Source organism: Flavobacterium hiemivividum (genome assembly GCF_004349145.1).
Taxonomy (GTDB): domain Bacteria; phylum Bacteroidota; class Bacteroidia; order Flavobacteriales; family Flavobacteriaceae; genus Flavobacterium; species Flavobacterium hiemivividum.
The window spans coordinates 51,161-73,793 of record NZ_SMFO01000015.1 but is presented as its reverse complement, the minus strand read 5'-3'; the positions used below and the strand labels follow the sequence as shown (position 1 = coordinate 73,793).

The 22,633-nt window shown below is 34.1% G+C and carries 7 protein-coding genes; 3 read left to right on the top strand and 4 right to left on the bottom strand.

Annotated features, from left to right (window positions below; all coding sequences use genetic code 11):
* Positions 1 to 265, top strand: a 265-nt coding sequence (locus tag E0F98_RS14775) for an IS3 family transposase (RefSeq protein WP_132109699.1), incomplete at its 5' end; no start/stop codon positions are given.
* A 68-nt stretch (positions 266 to 333) separates the two neighbouring features.
* On the opposite strand, the gene leuB is transcribed toward E0F98_RS14775, so the two are convergent.
* The 4 genes from leuB to leuC all read right to left on the bottom strand — a co-directional run bounded on the left by leuB (position 334) and on the right by leuC (position 5,378).
* Positions 334 to 1,395: a 3-isopropylmalate dehydrogenase gene (gene leuB / locus E0F98_RS14770; RefSeq protein WP_132112831.1), complete on the bottom strand. Its 1,062-nt coding sequence runs from the start codon at positions 1,393 to 1,395 to the stop codon at positions 334 to 336.
* Between the two features lie 89 nt (positions 1,396 to 1,484).
* Entirely contained in the window at positions 1,485 to 3,080 is a 1,596-nt protein-coding gene (locus tag E0F98_RS14765; protein ID WP_243699258.1) for an alpha-isopropylmalate synthase regulatory domain-containing protein, read from the bottom strand.
* A 136-nt stretch (positions 3,081 to 3,216) separates the two neighbouring features.
* On the bottom strand, positions 3,217 to 3,813 hold the full coding sequence (leuD, locus tag E0F98_RS14760) for a 3-isopropylmalate dehydratase small subunit (protein ID WP_132112829.1): 597 nt from the start codon (positions 3,811 to 3,813) through the stop codon (positions 3,217 to 3,219).
* 170 nt (positions 3,814 to 3,983) lie between these two features.
* Positions 3,984 to 5,378 (bottom strand): 3-isopropylmalate dehydratase large subunit, encoded by a 1,395-nt coding sequence (gene leuC / locus E0F98_RS14755; RefSeq protein WP_132112828.1) that lies wholly within the window; start codon positions 5,376 to 5,378, stop codon positions 3,984 to 3,986.
* A gap of 813 nt (positions 5,379 to 6,191) precedes the next feature.
* Here leuC and E0F98_RS14750 point away from each other — a divergent pair.
* Both E0F98_RS14750 and E0F98_RS14745 read left to right on the top strand, forming a co-directional pair.
* The gene (locus E0F98_RS14750; RefSeq protein ID WP_132112826.1) at positions 6,192 to 7,268 is read left to right on the top strand and encodes a helix-turn-helix domain-containing protein; all 1,077 of its coding nucleotides are present in this window, start codon (positions 6,192 to 6,194) and stop codon (positions 7,266 to 7,268) included.
* A gap of 396 nt (positions 7,269 to 7,664) precedes the next feature.
* Entirely contained in the window at positions 7,665 to 22,592 is a 14,928-nt protein-coding gene (locus E0F98_RS14745; protein WP_132112824.1) for an MBG domain-containing protein, read from the top strand.
* The last annotated feature ends 41 nt before the right edge of the window (positions 22,593 to 22,633 follow it).

Genomic DNA, 22,633 nt, shown 5'->3' with positions numbered 1-22,633 from the left:
GATGAAACAGTATCAATTTCTATTGAAAGAAAAAGGAATTATACAAAGTATGTCAAGAAAAGGGAACTGTTTAGATAATGCTATTATCGAAAACTTTTTTGGAATACTTAAATCAGAATTATTTTATCTAAAGAAATACAGCTCTATAAACCAATTAAAAGAAGAAATAAAGGAATACATAAACTATTACAATAACGAGAGAATTAAATCTAATTTAAACAAAATGAGCCCGATCCAATATCGAGCTCATTATTATCAAAATTAATTATAAATTTGTCTAACTTTTTGGGTTCAGTCTAGAGAGACAGCCTTTCCTAGATTATATTTTGAATATTACAAATTAGCTACTAACCAATCTCCAACATCACTTGTTTTATAAGCTGTTGCTCCTTTGGCAGCTAAATCTTCGGTTACAATTCCTTGCTCCAATGATTTATTAACGACTGCTCTAATCGCTGCCGCTTCTTCTTTTAATCCAAAAGCGTCTTCAAACATCATCGCTGCCGATAATACTGTCGCCAATGGGTTAGCAATATTTAATCCTGTTGCTTGTGGGTAAGAACCGTGAATTGGTTCGTATAAAGAAGTGTGTTCTCCTACAGATGCAGATGGCATCAATCCCATAGATCCTGAAATTACAGAAGCTTCATCGGTTAAAATATCTCCAAATAAGTTCTCCGTAATCAATACATCATATGAGTTTGGCCATTGCACTAATCGCATGGCAACTGCATCAACAAATTCATAACTTACCGTTACCTCTGGATAGTCTTTTTCCATTGCCTGTACCGTTTCTCTCCATAAACGTGACGTTTCTAATACATTGGCTTTATCCACACAACATAATTTTTTAGAACGTGTCATTGCTAGTTCAAAACCTTTTTTAGCCAAACGTTGAACCTCAGCTCTAGTGTAAACACAGTTGTCGAAAGCAGTTTCTCCACCGTCTCTTCTTCCTTTTTCTCCAAAATAGATTCCTCCAGTTAGTTCTCTTAAGAAAACCAAGTCGGTTCCTTCAATACGCTCTCTTTTTAAAGGAGAATTATCGATCAAAGAAGGGAAAGTAAATGTAGGACGTACATTAGCAAACAAACCTAATTTTTTACGCATTAGTAACAAACCTTGCTCTGGTCTTACTGGTGCTGATGGATCGTTATCGTATTTCGGATGTCCGATTGCACCAAAAAGCACGGCATCTGCAGCCATGCATATTTCGTGCGTTTCATCAGGATAAGGAACTCCAACTGCATCGATAGCACAAGCACCTGTAAGTGCTGGTGTCCAGGTAATTTCGTGATTGAATTTTTTTGCAATAGCATCAGAAACTTTTACAGCTTCATTTATAACTTCAGGTCCAATTCCGTCTCCGGCTAAAAGTGCGATAGTATATTTCATGTTTTATAGTTTTTCCTCCTTTTCCCCTTCGTTCTGATAACAATCGGAAGTGGACACTAGGCGGATATGTATTATAGTTATTATTTGGATTATAATTCTTTAATTAGATGTCCCGACGTAATTAAGTCTCCCTCGTCTTCGGATAATTCCGATGCTTCGGAAGGGGTGGGGATCACATTCAGCATTTTTTGTGTTGCAATAATTGCTGCGACTGTCTGATCAGAGTCTAATCCTCGAGTTTTAAATTCTTTTCCGTTATTAGTCCAAGTAATTATTGTTTCGCATAATGCGTCAGAGCTACTTCCTGGTGGGATTCTTACGGCATAATCAATCAATTTTGGTAATTGCAGATCTTTACTTTTATATATTTTTGCTAGTGCGTTCATAAAAGCATCAAACTGCCCATCTCCTTGTGCGTGCTCCTCGATGACTTCGCCGTCTATTTTTAAACAAAGAGTTGTCGAAGGACGTAAACCTTTGGCGTGTGAAAGCACATAAGACTCCACGATTATTTTTTCTTGATAGGTTTGGCTGTCCAAGACATCAGAAATAATATAAGGTAAATCTTCTTTGGTAACCGTTTCTTTTTTGTCTCCCAATTCAATAATTCTTTGGGTAACTAATTTTAAGTCTTCTGCATTCAGTTTCAATCCTAACTCTTGAAGGTTTTTTTCGATATTAGCCTTGCCAGAAGTTTTTCCTAGGGCATATTGACGTTTTCTGCCAAAACGTTCTGGAAGTAAATCGTTGAAATACAGGTTGTTTTTGTTGTCGCCGTCAGCATGAATGCCGGCAGTTTGTGTAAAAACATTATCTCCTACGATTGGTTTGTTAGCAGGAATTCGATATCCTGTAAAAGTTTCTACCAGTTTACTTACAGAATATAAAGAAGACTCTTTGACATTGATTTCTATTTCGGGCATGAAATCATTGATTACGGCTACCGTACTTTCAAGAGGAGCGTTTCCTGCGCGTTCTCCCATTCCGTTTACAGTCACGTGCAGGCCTTTGATCCCTGCTTTTACTGCTTCCATAACGTTTGCGATACTTAAATCGTAATCGTTGTGGGCGTGAAAATCAAAATGGATGTTTGGATGTTTCACTGTTATTTTCGAAATAAACTCAAATGTTTGAGAGGGAACAAGCACGCCTAATGTATCTGGAAGCAATATTCTCTTGACAGGCTGAGTTGCTAGAAACTCCAAATATTGAAATACATATTCAGGAGAATTTCGCATACCATTACTCCAATCTTCTAAATAGACATTTGTCGCTATATTGTTAGCTGCAGCTAAAGCTATTGCTTGCTCAATTTCGGCAAAATGTTGTTCTGGAGTTTTCTTTAATTGATGCGTTAAATGATTTAATGAGCCTTTCGTCAATAAATTTTGGACTTTAGCTCCCGCTTTTTTCATCCATTCGATAGAAAGGCCACCGTCTACAAAGGTTAAAACTTCAATGCGGTTCTCATATCCTTTGTCTGCTGCCCACTCCATAATTCCTTTTACTCCTTGGAATTCGCCTTCGCTCACACGCGCCGACGCGATTTCGATGCGATCAACATTTAATTCCTCTAGCAACAATTGTGCAATGGTTAACTTTTCTGCAGCAGAAAAGGATACTCCCGAGGTTTGTTCACCATCACGGAGCGTCGTATCCATTATTTCAATTTTTCTTTTTTCCATTTTTAAATTTGATGCTAGTACGATTTTAGGTTTAAGGATTACCCATCGTACAATTATTTTTTTAAAAGAATAAAAGCAGTTCGCTAGTGCAGCAATAATGTTGAGACCAGCGTAACTGCGTTTTTATTGGTTGTTTTTAGTATGGAAGTTTGTCAGCAAATTCTACGATGTCTTTCTTGATATTTTGTAAATAATCAATGTCATCAAAACCATTCAGCATATTGTTTTTTTTGTATCCGTTGATGTCAAAAGATTCTTTTGCTCCAGTTGATAACAAGGTGATTGTTTGTGCTTCTAGGTTGATTTCTAATTCTGTATTTGGATCAGCTTCAATAGCGCTGAAAATGGCTGCTGCAAATTCTGGAGAAACCTGAACTGGTAAAACACCAATATTCAAACAGTTTCCTTTGAAGATATCAGCAAAGAAAGACGAAACTACAGCACGAAATCCATAGTCGTAAACTGCCCAAGCAGCGTGCTCACGAGAAGAACCTGAACCAAAGTTTTTTCCGCCCACTAATATTTTGCCAGAGTAGGTTGGGTTATTCAAAACGAAATCAGCCTTAGGAGTGTCATCTCCATTGTATCTCCAGTCACGGAAAAGGTTGTCTCCAAAACCAACACGTTCGGTTGCTTTCAGGAAACGAGCAGGAATGATTTGATCTGTATCTACGTTTTCTATTGGTAACGGCACTGCGCTACTAGTAAGGATATTAAATTTATCGTATGCCATGTGATTTTTAATTTTTGATTTTTAATTTTTGAATTCAGATTTGCTGTGTAGAAATTGAATGTCAAAAATCTAAAATCATATATTTTATAATAATTAAATGTTTGCAAATGAATCATAAAGTAATGATGAATGATTTTTAAATCTGAAATCAAAAATCATTCTTCAATCTTTTACATCAACTCTCTTGGATCTGTCAATACTCCAGTTACTGCAGCTGCAGCTGCCATGATTGGGCTAGCTAACAGTGTTCTTGAACCAGGTCCTTGACGACCTTCAAAGTTTCTGTTTGAAGTACTTACTGCATATTTTCCAGCAGGTACTTTATCGTCATTCATGGCTAAACAAGCAGAACATCCCGGCTGACGTAATACAAAACCTGCTTCGGTAAGAATGTCTAACAATCCTTCTTCTTTAATTTGTGCTTCAACAACATGGGAGCCTGGAACTAGCCAAGCAGTTACATTAACTGCTTTTTTACGTCCTTTTACAATATCAGTAAAGGCTCTAAAATCTTCGATTCGACCATTAGTACAGCTTCCTAAGAATACAAAATCAATTGGTTTCCCTATCATCACATCATCTTCTTCGAAACCCATATAGGCTAATGATTTTTTGTAGGTCTCAGCTCCACCTTCAACTTGGCTTGCAGTTGGAATATTTTTTGAGATACCGATTCCCATTCCAGGATTAGTACCGTATGTAATCATTGGTTCAATGTCTTCGGCATTGATGTTTAACTCAGCGTCAAAAACTGCATCATCATCAGTTTTTAAAGTTTTCCAATATTCTACTGCTTTAGTCCAAGCTTCTCCTTTTGGAGCGAATAGTCTTCCTTCTAAAAAGTCGAAAGTTTTTTGGTCAGGAGCAATCATACCACCACGAGCACCCATTTCGATACTAAGGTTACAAACGGTCATTCGGCCTTCCATTGACATTTCTTCAAAAACGTTTCCGGCATATTCAGCAAAATATCCTGTACCTCCAGAAGTAGTTAATTGAGATATAATATAAAGTGCAACGTCTTTTGGACCTACACCTTTACTCAAAGTTCCGTTTACATTGATACGCATTTTCTTTGGCTTCGGCTGCATGATACATTGCGTGGCCATTACCATCTCCACTTCAGAAGTACCGATTCCGAAGGCAATTGCTCCAAAGGCACCGTGAGTAGAAGTGTGTGAATCACCACAAACTATAGTTGCACCGGGTAATGTGATTCCATTTTCAGGACCTACCACGTGTACAATTCCGTTTTTTTGATGACCCAATCCCCAATGCGAAATACCATATTCGGCAGCATTGTCTTCCAAAGCTTTCAGTTGGTTAGCAGATAATGGATCTTCAACAGGTAAATGTTGGTTTATAGTTGGGGTATTGTGATCGGCAGTTGCAAAAGTACGTTCTGGGTATAGAACAGTTACGCCTCTTGTTTTTAAACCTAAAAAAGCAACAGGACTGGTAACTTCATGGATGAAATGACGGTCAATAAAAAACACATCTGGTCCATCTTCTATTTTACGCACAACGTGCGAATCCCATACTTTGTCAAATAATGTAGTGCTCATTTTAATGTTTTTTTAGTGTATTGCTACAATGCTAGCTTTTTAATTCATCGTAATAGGCAACAAAATTATAAAAAGTCGTTAAGGCACCAATTTCGAAATTTTAATTTATACGATACCCAAAGAGTGATTGAACGGTCAAGTAGTTCTGTTTTTTAGAAATTACAATTTGAAGTCGAAAAAGGAAGATTTATTTTGCTTCTTGAATTATGAATACCGAGTTGTTTGCTTTAGTTTACTTTTTAAGAATAACATAATTAGGCGCTCTTTTTCGGAAGTTTTTTTATGGAATATAACGGCTAGTATTGTTTATATTGAGAAATTATTATTAAAACATATTTCATGAAGACTTTATATATTGCTTTTTCTGTAATTTATCATTGGTTGTTGGCTAATTTAAGGGCTGTTTTAATTGATTTCATCTGCTTAAATTATACGACGTTCAAAGAATTATTATCTTTTATTTACTATGCTATTTTTGGTTTTTACCCTATTTGGCGTCTTAGCGCAATTTATTTATGTGCGAATAATTTATGGTGGTCAAACAATGATTTTTTTTAATATAAAATATTGGAAATGATATAATTATGGTTTTGTTGCCGACTTAGATGTAATAGTTTTTTATTACAGAACTAGTACTACAGTTTGCTGAGAGTTTGAAACACGTATTTATACGTGTTTTTTTAATCTTAATTTTTTTGTTAATTTGCTACGAGTTTATTCCTTTTTAATGTCGATTGGTCTTTTTTAGCCTGTGTTTTAAGGTGAGGCTTGCGAGGTATTTGTTTGCTATATGGGGATTATAAATTAAGAAGTATGATATTATCTAAATGGTTGCAATTTATAAAGCCTAATTTAAAGTTCTATAAGGACGGTTTTTTTGAATTTCCTTTTCTAGCTAATACGCCAGAATTAATGATAGAGGCAACAATAAAAACTCCAGGAAGCAAACATTTTCCTGAAGAGCAGTTAGTTCACAGAAACAATCCTTTTATCAAAGGGACTTTTAGATATCGCAAAATTGATGAAGGTTGTTGGCTCACTATAACTAATATTGAGTTCAAACAAAATGCTTTGATTAGGACGGTATATGACAAGCATATTCCTAGCGAACATTACACGCTTACTTTTACAATGTATGAAAGCCAAGTAAAACTGCAAAACAAGTTTATTAATGATGTTCCTTTTCAAAATAAATTTTGGGGTTTTAAGAAACCAGGGACAGATACTGGAGCTCATTTCTATAAAGGGTCTAAATGTGAATTTTATATTTATCATTTTTATCCAGATTGGATCAATAAAAACCTACCTTTTGACAAATTAGATAAAGACCTTCCTTTCAAGAGGTTTTTAGATTCTGATAAAGGATTTATAACCTACCAAGATATAGTGCCTAACGCTGCCTCATTATCTCATGAAATTGAGCAAACTTTCAAAACTTTTAATGATAATGTTTTTAGTGACACCCTCTTGAAAGCCCAAACGCTGAGCTTAGTATCTACTTTTTTTAAGAATGCGTTTGCCGATTTGCGAAAAGAAGATTATAAGGTAAAAGACGCTATAGATTATAAAAAAATGTCACAATGTGAGCGATTAATTTCCAAAGATTTTGCCATCCCTTTTATAGGAATAGAGGCCATCGCTAAAAAATTAAACTTATCTCCTTCAAAACTAAAGATGGATTTCAAATTAGTTTATGGTACTTCAATACTTCAATATAATATTGATAAAAAAATGCAATTGGCGATGGAGTTAGTCCAGAATACTGATATGCAAATAAAGCATGTCGCTCTAGAAGTAGGATATGAAAACCATAGTAAGTTTAGTGCTGTATTTAAGAAAAAGTTTGGTAAACTCCCTTCTGAGATTTACATAGAACGCAACCTAAACTAAGGGTTTTTAGTCGTTCCAATTTTTTTTTAAGTTTTTCAAAAGGAATAGGAATAAGAGCTACAACAATTGCATTCTAGTTGTTTTAGAGGTTTTTTCCATTGCTTTATGTTGGCAGATCAGAGTTTAAAAGATTGATTTTCATTCTTAAATAATCGTTAAAAATGTCGTTTTGGGCTACTGATTTGACGAAATGGGCTATTCGAATTAGTTTACAGGTTTTAATTTTGTCCCCTTGAACAAAGAAATAAAGCCAGCAAACCTAAACCTCATACCTGTGAAGCAGAAATTACTTTTTCGTTAAATGTCTACAAAAATCTGCGGAGCGAGTTATCCCTGTCTGAAAGGGTTCGAAATTAGCTAATCTTATATAAATCATTTTTTATTACTTACTTTTTTATGGAAAAATATTACTTGTTGTCTTTACTGTCTTTACTGTGTTTAGTGTTTTTATGTTGTTTTTATGTATTGAAAACTAAAACTATTCCATTTTTTAAAAAGCACCTCGCTTTACCAAGATACACACTTATTACTTGTTTGTTATTATTTACAATTGCAGTACAATCTCAAACAATAAAATATGTAACAGTAAATGGTGCTGGAACTAAAGACGGAAGCTCGTGGAGTAACGCTTCTGACAATTTGCAGAAAACGATTAGTTTATCTGATGAGAATACTGAAGTTTGGATCGCCAAAGGAATATATACTCCGAAAGTTGCTCCTTCGCCCAATAAAAATTCACAGGATAGAAATAACACTTTTGGCCTAAAGAAAGGGGTGAAATTATATGGTGGCTTTAGTGGTGCAGAAACAAGTTTTGGACAAAGAAATATTGTTATAAATGAGACTATTCTTAGTGGAAATTTGGGTGGTGGAAATTTTGCGCATCATGTTGTGCTTATCCATGCACTTGAAGATAATGAAAATTACTATTTAAACGGACTTACCATTAGTGATGGAAAGTGTGATGATATGGGGTATTATAATATATCTGAAGAAATTAGTAGTAGTATTTCTGTTAACGATCAAGTTAAAGATAAATACCCAGATTGGTATGTTTCTATGACGGAAAGCCCTTATTACAATTGGGTTGATTTAGGTTTGAAAGCGACAGGTATTGGTAAGTTACCTGGTATTGTTCAAACACCTGGTGGTGGAGCTGTATGGGTGCAAGTACTTAACACCTCTTACCCAAAAAATAAAGGAGGCGGTATATACAATATAAAAGGAGTATTGAAATTAGAATATGTAACTTTTAAAAATAATTCTGGTATTCTTGGTGCAGCTGTTAGCACAGAATTAGGCGGTAAAACTACTATTACAGACTGTACCTTTATTAACAATAATGCTATTAATAATGGAGGTGCAGTTGTTTCTACTAAAAGTTCTTTAACTATTGAAAGAGGTACATTTGAAGATAATAGTGCGCTTTTAGGGGGTGCTATTGTTGATGATAATGGAAAATTATTTAGTATAAGTGGTGTTACTTTTACTAATAATAAAGCAAATAGTAGTGGAGCTTTAGTTGGATACGGTGGAGCTATATTCTTTGAAAAATTGACAAGTGTCAATTCGTCAATAAGAACCATTAACGATTGTACATTTAATAACAACATTGCAGAAGTTGCTGGAGCTATTTTTGCAGGTGAAAACATTAGTAATCTTAAAATAACAAATTCTAAGTTTAATAATAATGAGGCTTTGAAAGTGGCAAGTAACACGCTTACTGGAGGTGGAGGCGCTATTACACTTCAAAAAACCATAAATTCAGAAATAACATCAAATACTTTCAAAAATAATAAAGCTTCAAAAGGTATTGGAGGAGCATGTGTATTAGACGAAGTAAACGGTGTTATACTTTCAGGAAACACATTTTCAGAAAATACTTCTTTGTTAGGAGGGGCTTTATGTTTACTTAAAAACAAAAGTACTACTACCCTAACTGGAAATACATTTACAAAAAATAGTGTTACTATTTCCAGTAATTATTCTTCTTCTGGTTATGGTGGCGCTATAACATCTTATAAGGATAATGATGTTCAAGTCACTGGAAAAAATGTATTTACAGAAAATACTGCTACTATACAAGGAGGTGCAATTTATTTTGAAACGAGCACTGGTAATTCTATTATTAATGACAACACTTTCAATAAAAATAGTTCTAGTAAAAATGGTGGAGCACTATATGCTGTAGCAGTTCCAGAAAATACTGCTTGTAAACTAACATTAAGCAAAAATGTTTTCGAAAATAATACGGCTATTGAAAGAGGAGGTGGGGTTTATTTAATTAATGCCCTAACAACTCAAGTCTTTGATAATTCATTTATAGGAAATAAATCTTATATTGGAGCTGCCATCGACATTGAGAGTTCTGCAAAAACACTGTTTTATAATAATAAGGTAATAAACAATGTAGGAACCACAACTAGTGAAGGAGCTGCAAGTGGTATAGTTACCGCATATGCGGGGATAAATAAATTTTATAATAATGTTTTTACCGGAAACAATGTCTTTACAACTATATTTTTTGCTAATGCAACGGTCGAATTTGTGAATAACACAGTCTGGAAAGAAGTCACTTATAATGGTATTTATATATTTAGTAAAAATGTAAAGATTCACAATAATATTTTAGTGGATATTGCAGGACCAAATGCTTTTTTGGCTGATGTTAAAAATAATGTTTTTAAATATGATCCTGATTTTATTGGTAAAAACAACAATGTTCAAGAACGTTACTTGTATTTTGCTGATGAAGCAAATAATGATTTTAACCTAACAGGTTGCAGCCCATTTTTAAATAAAGGAGACAATTCATCTTATTTGGAAGAATATAGCACGAAAGATATTTTAGGAAATACTAGAAAAGTAAATGGCATTGATATTGGTGCTTACGAAAATATATTAGGTGTTTCTGGTAAAACAGTGCCAACGGTTGTTGCAACACAATCTTTTTGTAATGCGGCCACTGTAAATAATTTACAAGCAACAGGCACTACTATTAAATGGTACAGCCAATCTTCAGGAGGAAGTCCGTTAGATAATAATTTGGATTTAGTTTCTGGCAATACCTATTATGCAAGTCAAACAGTTAATAATTGTGAGAGCGAGAGAGCGAGTGTAATAGTCTCAGTAAGTTCTACTACTGCACCAACTGCACAATCTCCTCAAAATTTCATTATTGGTCAACAAGGGGCTAAAATTGTAGTAAGTGGTAGTAATCTAAAATGGTATACACAAGCAATAGGTGGTACGTCATCAACAATACTTCCTGCTTTAAATATGTCATCAGAAAACTCTATTACGTATTGGGTTACTCAAACTAATGCTAATAATTGTGAAAGTACCAGAACTAAAATAGTTGTTAATGTAACAAAAATACCGCTTACGGTTAAAGCTATTGCTAAAACAAAAGTATTTGATGGTCTTGTTTATCCAAATGCTAATCATACCGTAACCTATTCTGGTTTTGAGTCTGGTGACAATATAGCAAATAGTATCACTGGTACTCTTGCTTTTTCGGGTAATGCTACTGTTGCAACTGAACCTGGTGTGTATACAATTACTCCTAAAGGTATTTCTTCTACTAAATACACGGTTTTGTTTGAAGATGGAACTTTAGAAATAAAATCGAATTTAATTTTAACAGATAACATTTTATATGTAAATCTAAACGGAAACGGAGACGGTACTTCTTGGAATAACGCTTTAAGTAATTTAGAAGTTGCCTTAACAAGAGCCGCTAATATTAACGCTATTCATACAGATAATAACGATCCTAAAAAAGTTAAAAAAATATTTGTAGCCAAAGGAACTTACCAATTAGCTTCTGGAAAATCATATATAATGCCTGAAAATATAGAAATATATGGCGGATTTGATCCTGGTAATGGCATTACAAACTTAACACATCAACGCATTACAGATAATTTAAATACTGGAAGTGTTTTAAGAGGTAATAATTCCTCGGTTATTAAAAATGATGACAACAGTTTAACGAGTACTTCTGTTTTAAACGGTTTCACTATTACTAACGGATATGCAAATAACGGAGGTGGTATTTATAATAAAAAAGCATCGCCTAAATTTGAAAACTGTATCCTAAAAATAAATAATGCTACTGCAAATGGAGGAGCTGTATATAATGAAAATGCTAATGCAACATGGATTAACTGTTTAATTATTAGCAACACAGCGCCTAATGGAGCTTCTATTTACAACAATGCATCGTCACCTATATTACTAAATACTACAATAGCTGATAACACGGGTGCTCAAGGAGCAACAATGTATAATGAAAATGGTTCAACTCCAAGAATTGTAAATACAATTAGTGTAAAAAACAGTTCAGATATTATTAATAATGTCGGTAATACTAGTTATGAAAATAGTTTAATACAAGGAGTAAATGGCATAACTAAAAGCACAAATGTTTTTGATATTAATTATACTTTATTAACAAATAGCCCTGCTCTAAATACGGGTCAAAACAATCCAGCAAGCTTGGCTTTACCAGCCAAAGATTTAAAAGGAAAATCCCGTATTATTAATTCTACTATTGATATGGGAGTTTTTGAGAGAAATAAAACTCAAACAATAACAGCAATTTCTATTACAAAAGAATATGGAGATGCACCATTTACACATGGTACAGCATCCAGCGGATTACCACTTGAGTATGTTTCTTCTAGTAACACTGCTATTGCTAAAATAGAAGATGGTAAAATTAAAGTAGTAGGGACTGGAACAACTACTATAACGGTGAGTCAATCAGGAAATAATATTGAATACGATGCCGCTAGCGCAACTTTCATACTAACAGTAAATAAAAAAACACTCACTGTAAGAGCAGATAATAAAAATAAAATTCAAGACAATTTGGTATTTACTGGATTTTCCGTAACCTATTCTGGTTTTGAGTCTGGTGATAGTGAAGCAAATAGTCTCTCTGGTTCTCTTGCTTTTTCGGGTAATGCTACTATTGCAACTGAAGCAGGTATCTACAAAATTATTCCTCAAGGTATTTCTTCTACTAAATACACGGTTTTGTTTGAAGATGGAACTTTAGAAATAAAATCGAATTTAATTTTAACAGATAACATTTTATATGTAAATCCAAACGGAAGCGGAGACGGTACTTCTTGGAATAACGCTTTAAGTAATTTAGAAGTTGCCTTAACAAGAGCCGCTAATATTAACGCTATTCATACAGATAATAACGACCCTAAAAAAGTTAAAAAAATATTTGTAGCCAAAGGAACTTACCAATTAGCTTCTGGAAAATCATATATAATGCCTAAAAATATAGAAATATATGGCGGATTTGATCCTGCTAATGGCATTACAAACTTAACACATCAACGTATTACAGATAATTTAAATACTGGAAGTATTTTAAGAGGCAATAATTCCTCGGTTATTAAAAATTATGACAACAGTTTAACGAGTACTTCTGTTTTAAATGGTTTCACTATTACTAACGGATCTGCAAATAACGGAGGTGGTATTTATAATAAAAAAGCATCGCCTAAATTTGAAAATTGTATCCTAAAAATAAATAATGCTACTGCAAATGGAGGAGCTGTATATAATGAAAATGCTAATACGACATGGATTAACTGTTTAATTATTAGCAACACAGCGCCTAATGGAGCTTCTATTTACAACAATGCATCGTCACCTATATTACTAAATACTACAATAGCTGATAACACGGGTGCTCAAGGAGCAACAATGTATAATGAAAATGGTTCAACTCCAAGAATTGTAAATACAATTAGTGTAAAAAACAGTTCAGATATTGTTAATAATGTCGGTAATGCTAGCTATGAAAATAGTTTAATACAAGGAGTAAATGGCATAACTCAAAGTACAAATGTTTTTGATATTAATTATACTTTATTAACAAATAGCCCTGCTCTAAATACGGGTCAAAACAATCCAGCAAGCTTGGCTTTACCAGCCAAAGATTTAAAAGGAAAATCTCGTATTATTAATTCTATTACTGATATGGGGGTTTTTGAGAGAAATAAAACTCAAACAATTGTGGCTGTAAATATTACAAAAAAATATGGAGATGCACCATTTACACACGGTACAGCATCCAGCGGATCACCACTTGAGTATGTTTCTTCTAATGCTGCTATTGCTAAAATAGAAGATGGTAAAATTCAAGTAGTGGGCGTTGGAACAGCTATTATTACTGTGAATCAATCAGGAAATAACGCTGAATACGATGCTGCTAGTACAACTTTCATTATAACCGCAGAAAAAAGAACGTTAACTGTAAGTGCGGATAATAAAGTTAAGCTACAAGATGGTTCTGTATTTACTGGATTCACCGTAACTTATTCTGGATTTGTTTTTGATGATATACCATTTAACAGTTTAAGTGGCAATGTTAACTATGCTGGAAATGCGATAACCGCTACTGCTATAGGTAATAATTATGTTATTATTCCATCGGGTTATACATCTTCTAAATATGATATAGTCTATACCAACGGTATACTAACGATTGAACCTGATATTACTTTAACAGATGGAACACTATACGTTAAAAAAGGAGCTACTGGTAATGGTACCTCTTGGAGTAATGCCTTAGGAGAAGTTAGAGATGCATTAGATATAGCAACAATAATTAATTCAAGTGTAACTACAGCAACAAAAATATTTGTATCTGTAGGGCAATATACACCTAACAGTGGGCAAAGTTTTAAAATGCTTAAGAATGTTAATATGTATGGTGGTTTTGACCCTGATAATGGTATTACAACACTTTCTCATAAAAGAAAATTTGCTCAGAGCATTCTCGTAGGTAATTCAAACACAGTAATAAAAAATGACAATAACGGATTAACTAATGACGATATTATTGATGGTTTTACAATAGGAAGTTCAAGTTCTAATAATGTAAGTCAAGGTGGGGGAATTTACAATAGAAATAGTTCTCCGACTATAGTAAACTGTATCATTAGAGATAATGCAATGTATCAATTCAACTATAATATCACAACATATGGTGGTGGGATGTTTAACGATAACAGTAGCCCTATACTTATAAATTGTATTATTAAAAATAATACAGTTGGAGTTGATGGAAGTCAGTCTTTTAGACTTGGATTCGGGTCTGCAATGTATAACGTTAATATTAGTAACCCTAAACTATATAATTGTACGATCACAGAAAACAGATCAAAATCTCAAAATAACGGAAATGCCACTGCAATTGTTAATGACGCAAACTCTACAACCTCATTGTACAACTCCATATATATGAATAATAATATAGGGGTTCCTAGCGGAATAACTTTATACAATAGTATTTTTCAAAAAGATGGCACTATAATAGAAGGACTTTATAACAATTCCGTAACAGTAACTTTGGATGCAATTTTCAAAGTAAATAGTATAGCGTTAAAAGAAGATAGCTTTGCAAAAGATAAAGGTAATAATACATATTATACCTTTAATAGCTTATCAGCGTATGATATTAGTGGGTATAATCGTACAGTAGGAACAATTGATGTTGGTGCAGAAGAATTGAGAACAGTTCAAACAATAATAGCTAGTAATATCACAAAAAATTATGGAGATTTACCATTTACAAATGGTACAGCATCAAGCGGATTACCACTTGAGTATATTTCTTCTAGTGATAATTCTATTGCTAAAATAGAAGATGGTAAAATTAATTTGGTAGGTAACGGCACAGCTACTATATCAGTTAAGCAACCGGGAGATGATAGTCAATACGCTCCTGCTAGTTCAAGCTTTACAGTAACTGTTAATAAAAAAGAATTAATTGTAAGTGCCGATAATAAAGTAAAGGTTAAAGACAATTTTGTATTTAACGGATTTACCGTTACTTATGATGGACTTGTTAATGGCGACACACCACAAAATAGTTTAAGTGGAAATCTAACCTTTAGCGGTACTGCCGTAACCGCAACAAATTTAGGGAGTGGTTATGTTGTAACTCCATCAGGATTTACTTCTTCAAAATATAATATTACGTACAATAACGGTAGTTTAAGAATTGAATCTGACGTTGTTTTAACAGATGGTACACTTTACGTTAAAAAAGGAGCTACAGGGAATGGGACTTCTTGGACTGATGCTTTAGGAGAGCTCGCTGACGCATTGGTAATAGCGAAATCACTTAATTCAAGTTCAACTCCAGGCGTAACTCCAGCAACAAAAATATTTGTTGCTAAAGGTAGTTATACCCCAAAATACAGTGCCAGAGATAATACCAACTTTATTGATGAAGGAAGAGATAATAGCTTTTTAGTATTAGATGGCGTAAAATTATATGGAGGATTTGACGGAGCTATTGCTAATGAAAGTTTGATTGACCGAAAGATTCAAGAGAATAAAACAATCCTAGATGGCGCATCTGTAATCAATCATATCATAACAGTTGCTAATGCAACCGGTAACAACGAAATAGATGGTTTCACTATCTCGAAAGGTGCAGCAGCAAATGCAGGCTATGGCACAGAAGGAACTGTAACGATAAATGGAAAGCTTGTTACTAGAGAATATGGAGGTGGTCTACGTGTACACAGTTCTAACGTTATTATAAAAAACTGTGTTATTTCAGAAAACTCTTCAGGTCATAGAGCTGGCGGTGTTTATATTACAGATCAATCTAATGTTACTCTATACAATACACTTTTTTACGGCAATTCGGCATATCACTTTGGGGGCACTGGTTCTTCAATGGGAATAAATGATGCCAATGTAAAAATCGTTAATGCTACTTTTGGAGATAATTCAACTCACATTGCTACTTACGGAGCTTCTACTTTAGAAGTGCTTAATTCTATCTTTGGAACTAATGGAGTTAACACTGAAATAAATAGAATAGCAGGAACAGTTACAATTAAAAATTCTTTGCTATCTAAAGCGCAATCTTTTTATAGCGCAATGACATTAGCAAATAATAGCTATGAACAACCTGCTGATTTTATTGATGTAAATGCAAATAACTTTGCTTTAAAAACAAGCTCTGTGGCAGTTGATAAAGGAAGTAATGCATTTTATAATGTTGGAATTGCTGGTAATAAAGATCTTTCTGGTATCAGTCGTTATTTTAACACGATTGTAGATATGGGGTGTTATGAGTCTAAGTTACCACAGATTATTACAGCAACAGCCTTAACAAAAACCTATGGAGAGGTAGATTTTATCCATCCGATGGCAACAGTAAATAGTAGTTTACCATTAACTTTCACTAATAGTTCTGACGTAACTGTTGCTACCATTATAAATGGTATGATTCGTATACTAAAAGCGGGTACAACTACTATTACGATCACCCAAGTTGGTAATGAAAACTATGCTCCACTAGAAAAGACATTTGTTTTAACTGTAGGGAAAGCAACATTGACTGTAAAAGCAAATGATAAGACTAAATTTGCCAGTAATACTGCAATGCCAACTGCAAATTATGATGTAAGCTATACTGGTTTTGTTAATGGTGATGATAGTTCAAAATTAGCAGGAACGCTACTGTATTCAGGTAATGCCATAAGTAAAACAGAAATTGGTATTTACAAAGATGGTATAACTCCAAGCGGTTTAACTTCGGGTAATTATAGTTTTGTGTATCAAAATGGAACTTTAAAAATACTACCCAATACGATACTAATAGACAATACATTATATGTTAAGCAAGGTGCTACTGCTGGTGGAGACGGATCTTCATGGCAACTAGCCTTAAACGACTTATCTTTAGGGTTACGCTATGCTTCTATTCTTAATAGCGCGACACCAAATACTGTAAATAAAATATTTGTTGCTAAAGGTAGTTATACCCCAAAATACAGTGCCAGAGATAATACCAACTTTATTGATGAAGGAAGAGATAATAGCTTTTTAGTATTAGATGGCGTAAAATTATATGGAGGATTTGACGGAGCTATTGCTAATGAAAGTTTGATTGACCGAAAGATTCAAGAGAATAAAACAATCCTAGATGGCGCATCTGTAATCAATCATATCATAACAGTTGCTAATGCAACCGGCAACAACGAAATAGATGGTTTCACTATCTCGAAAGGTGCAGCAGCAAATGCAGGCTATGGCACAGAAGGAACTGTAACAATAAATGGAAAGCTTGTTACTAGAGAATATGGAGGTGGTCTACGTGTACACAGTTCTAATGTTATTATAAAAAACTGTGTTATTTCAGAAAACTCTTCAGGTCATAGAGCTGGCGGTGTTTATATTACAGATCAATCTAATGTTACTCTATACAATACACTCTTTTACGGTAATTCGGCGTATCACTTTGGGGCCACTGGTTCTTCAATGGGAATAAATGATGCCAATGTAAAAATCGTTAATGCTACTTTTGGAGATAATTCAACTCACATTGCTACTTACGGAGCTTCTACTTTAGAAGTGCTTAATTCTATCTTTGGAACTAATGGAGTTAACACTGAAATAAATAGAATAGCAGGAACAGTTACAATTAAAAATTCTTTGCTATCTAAAGCGCAATCTTTTTATAGCGCAATGACATTAGCAAATAATAGCTATGAACAACCTGCTGATTTTATTGATGTAAATGCAAATAACTTTGCTTTAAAATCAATATCTGTAGCAATCGATAAAGGAGATAATACACTGTATAACTCAGCAATTGCAGGTAATAAAGATTTTGAAAATAACAGTCGTTTCCTAAACACTATAATAGATATGGGTTGTTATGAGTCCAAATTGTTACAGACGATTGATATCACTAATATAACTAAAAAATATACAGATCCTGCCTTTGTGATAGGAAACGCATCAAGTAGCCTGCCGCTTACTTATAGTAGTGGTACTAAAACGGTAGCTTACATAACAAAGGATAATAAAATTGAAATTGTAGGCGTTGGACAAACCATAATAACGGTTACTCAAAGTGGAGACGAAATATATGGTTTTGCATCTAAAAGTTTTATACTTACTGTTGAAAAAGGAGATGTTATTGCCACTTTAGACCCAGAAACATATACTTATGATGGTTCTAAAAAATACCTGAATGTTACAGGTTTACCAACGGGGACTACTGTGTATTATGAGGATAATGGACAAATAGAGGCAGGCGATTACGTTGTAAAAGCTTTTATTAGTGGAGGTCAATATTATAATGATACTACAATATCTAATACCCTTAAAATTAATAAAACAACTCTATCAGGAATTTTATTTACTCCCAACACGTTTACTTATAACGGGTTTAATAAACACCCGGAAATTGCTGGAACCTTACCTGAGGGGGTAATTGTAGTTTACTCAAACACCCAAAATAATGCTGGTGTTTATAACAATGTAAAAGCGACAATTTCAGGTTCTAATTATAACGATCTTGTATTAACCACTTCAATGACTATTAAGAAAGGTGATCTTTCGGATGCAATATCTTTGTTAGAAAAAGAGGAAGTGTATGATGGAACTATCAAAGAATTATCATTTGCAGGAACACTTCCTGAAGGAGTTACAGCTACCTATACCAATAATAATAATATAAACGTGGGAGCCTATGATGTTGCAGTTAATATTAATGGTGGTATAAATTATAATGACAAACAGCTTATAGCTAAATTAATAATTTTAAAAGGCAATTTAGATACCAATGCCGTATTAGTATCTACAACGTATACTTATGACGGAAGCGAAAAATCAGTAACTATTGATGGTACTCTTCCTAATCAAGTAACTGTAAGTTATTCGAATAACAACAAAAAAGAGGTTGGTGAGTATAAGGTATACGCTGTATTAAGTAAACCAAATTATAACGATAAAATACTTGAAGCCAATTTAATTATAGAACCAAAGTCTTTAAATGTTATAGCACAAGGCGAAATATCAAAAGTGTATAATGCTAATAGCGTTGTAATATTAAAAGCTAGTAATTTTGCTTTAGAAGGAGTTGTTAATGGTGATACTGTAGAATTAAATAATCCTTTTTCTGGTGAATTAAATGATAAAAATATAGGAGAAAATAAAGCAGTTTTAGTTAACGATTTAAAAGTATCGGGAGCCGATGCTAAGAACTACATCTTAAGCTCTACCTCATTAATGGTTAATATTGGTAAAGTTACTCCTATAAAATTAGATGTTTCATTAAAAGGAAACGTGTCCAAAATTTATGACGCGACAACTAAAGCAGTTTTAGCAGGTAGTAATTTTGAACTTAATGGAATATTAGAAAATGAAATAGTAACTTTAAACAACCCGTCATTAGGAGAATATGACACGAAAGACGTTGGAACTAATAAGGCTGTAACAATTAGCAATTTGACGATCAGTGGAGATGATGCTTCAAATTATATATTAAAGTCTCAATCAACGTCTGGACAAATAGGTGAAATTAGTAGTCAAGCAATAACGGTTACAGCTGCTGCTAAAACAAAAGTGTATGGTACAGTTGATCCTAGTTTGACTTATGTAGTTTCACCAAGTTTAGAAGCAGGAGATTCATTTACAGGATCATTAAGCAGAGCTGCAGGAACTAATGTAGGGGCTTATGGAATTACAAGTACTTTGAATAATGCAAACTACGCTATAACATATGTGCCAGCCGATTTTACTATCACTGCCAAAGCAATAACAGTTACCGCTGCTACTAAGACAAAAGTGTATGGTACAGTTGATCCTAGTTTGACTTATGTAGTTTCACCAAGTTTAGAAACGGGAGATTCATTTACAGGATCATTAACAAGAGCTGCAGGAGAGAATGTAGCGACTTATGGAGTTTCAAGTACTTTGAATAATACAAACTACGCTATAACATATGTGCCGGCTGATTTTACTATCACTGCCAAAGCAATTACGGTTACCGCTGATTCTAAAACAAAAGTGTACGGTACGGTTGATCCTAGTTTGACTTATGTAGCTTCACCAAGTTTAGAAACCGGAGATTCATTTACGGGATCATTAAGCAGAGCTTTAGGAAGTATTGTAGGGGCTTATGGAATTACGAGTACTTTGAGTAATACAAACTACGCTATAACATATGTGCCAGCTGATTTTACTATCACTGCCAAAGCAATAACGGTTACCGCTGCTGCTAAAACAAAAGTGTATGGTACAGTTGATCCTAGTTTGACTTATGTAGTTTCACCAAGTTTAGAAGCAGGAGATTCATTTACAGGATCATTAAGCAGAGCTGCAGGAAGTAATGTAGGGGCTTATGGAATTACAAGTACTTTGAATAATGCAAACTACGCTATAACGTATGTGCCGGCTAATTTGACAATCACTGCGAAAGCAATAACGGTTACCGCTGCTGCTAAAACAAAAGTGTATGGTACAGTTGATCCTAGTTTGACTTATGTAGTTTCACCAAATTTAGAAACGGGAGATTCATTTACAGGATCTTTAACAAGAGCAACTGGAACTGATATCGGAACCTATGTCATTGCAAGTGCTTTAAATAATACTAATTACGCTGTAACTTATGTGCCGGCTGATTTTACTATCACTGCCAAAGCAATAACGGTTACCGCTGCTGCTAAAACAAAAGTGTATGGTACAGTTGATCCTAGTTTGACTTATGTAGTTTCACCAAATTTAGAAACAGGAGATTCATTTACAGGATTTTTAACAAGAGCTACAGGAGAGAATGTAGCGACCTATGGAATTACAAGTACTTTGAATAATGCAAACTACGCTATAACATATGTGCCAGCTGATTTTACTATCACTGCCAAAGCAATAACTGTTACCGCTGCTGCTAAGACAAAAGTGTATGGTACAGTTGATCCTAGTTTGACTTATGTAGTTTCACCAAGTTTAGAAACGGGAGATTCATTTACAGGATCATTAACAAGAGCTGCAGGAATTAATGTAGGGGCTTATGGAATTACAAGTACTTTGAATAATGCAAACTACGCTATAACATATGTGCCAGCTGATTTTACTATCACTGCCAAAGCAATAACGGTTACCGCTGCTGCTAAAACAAAAGTGTATGGTACAGTTGATCCTAGTTTGACTTATGTAGCTTCACCAAGTTTAGAAACCGGAGATTCATTTACGGGATCATTAAGCAGAGCTTTAGGAAGTAATGTAGGGGCTTATGAAATTACGAGTACTTTGAGTAATACAAACTACGCTATAACATATGTGCCGGCTAATTTGACAATCACTGCGAAAGCAATAACGGTTACCGCTGCTGCTAAAACAAAAGTGTATGGTACAGTTGATCCTAGTTTGACTTATGTAGTTTCACCAAATTTAGAAACGGGAGATTCATTTACAGGATCTTTAACAAGAGCAGCTGGAACTGATATCGGAACCTATGTCATTGCAAGTACTTTAAATAATACTAATTACGCTGTAACTTATGTGCCGGCTGATTTTACTATCACTGCCAAAGCAATAACGGTTACCGCTGCTGCTAAAACAAAAGTGTATGGTACAGTTGATCCTAGTTTGACTTATGTAGTTTCACCAAGTTTAGAAGCAGGAGATTCATTTACAGGATCATTAAGCAGAGCTGCAGGAAGTAATGTAGGGGCTTATGGAATTACAAGTACTTTGAATAATACAAACTATGCTATAACATATGTGCCGGCTAATTTGACAATCACTAAAGCCAATCAAACCATCACTTGGAACCAAACTGTGGGACTAGGCTGTGATGCAGTAACTACAGCTGTACTAACAGCTGCTTCTACAAGCGGTTTGCCAATAAGCTACACTTCATCGAATATTAATGTTGCCGCCGTTTCAAATGAGGTGTTAAGCTTTACTAATTTTGGTTCTGCAACGATTACTGCTACACAATTAGGAGATGGTAATTATAATGCTGCCTCTGTCATTACTATACCAGTTCTAAGAAGTCAACCTAATTTAATTAGAAAGCATTTCGACAATGTTATTTTCTTTGACAATAGCTCTGATAGTTTTAAATCATATACTTGGTATAAAAATGGAATGTTAGTTCCAGGTCAAACAGGGCAGTACTTTAAGGAAAGCGAATCTCTAAATGGAAGCTATTATGCTGTCGGGACAAAAGTAGATGGAGCAATAATAACTACTTGTCCTTTAATATTGAGCCCTTCAATAGAACAAGAATTTTTAAAGATAGCGCCTAACCCTGTTAGAAGTAATTCAAGTTATCAACTAATCACGAATGTTACAACTGCTAAACTACAAAGCGCACGTGTTACTGTGATTAGTATGCTTGGAAAGGTTTTGACTGATGCTGCTATTGATAAGAATACGTTAGAGTTGATTGCTCCAAGTGTTGAAGGAATTTACATTGTAAAAATGACTTTAAGTAACGGTCAATACTTTACAAAAAATCTATTAGTTAAAAATTAAATAATAAGAGTAGGAAGTCCTTATTCGATTAGAATGAGGAT

Excerpts from the sequence above, each read along its gene's own strand:
- leuB (WP_132112831.1), bottom strand. The coding sequence starts at position 1,395 with ATGAAATATACTATCGCACTTTTAGCCGGAGACGGAATTGGACCTGAA.
- E0F98_RS14765 (WP_243699258.1), bottom strand. The coding sequence starts at position 3,080 with ATGGAAAAAAGAAAAATTGAAATAATGGATACGACGCTCCGTGATGGT.
- leuD (WP_132112829.1), bottom strand. The coding sequence starts at position 3,813 with ATGGCATACGATAAATTTAATATCCTTACTAGTAGCGCAGTGCCGTTA.
- leuC (WP_132112828.1), bottom strand. The coding sequence starts at position 5,378 with ATGAGCACTACATTATTTGACAAAGTATGGGATTCGCACGTTGTGCGT.
- E0F98_RS14750 (WP_132112826.1), top strand. The coding sequence starts at position 6,192 with ATGATATTATCTAAATGGTTGCAATTTATAAAGCCTAATTTAAAGTTC.
- E0F98_RS14745 (WP_132112824.1), top strand. The coding sequence starts at position 7,665 with ATGGAAAAATATTACTTGTTGTCTTTACTGTCTTTACTGTGTTTAGTG.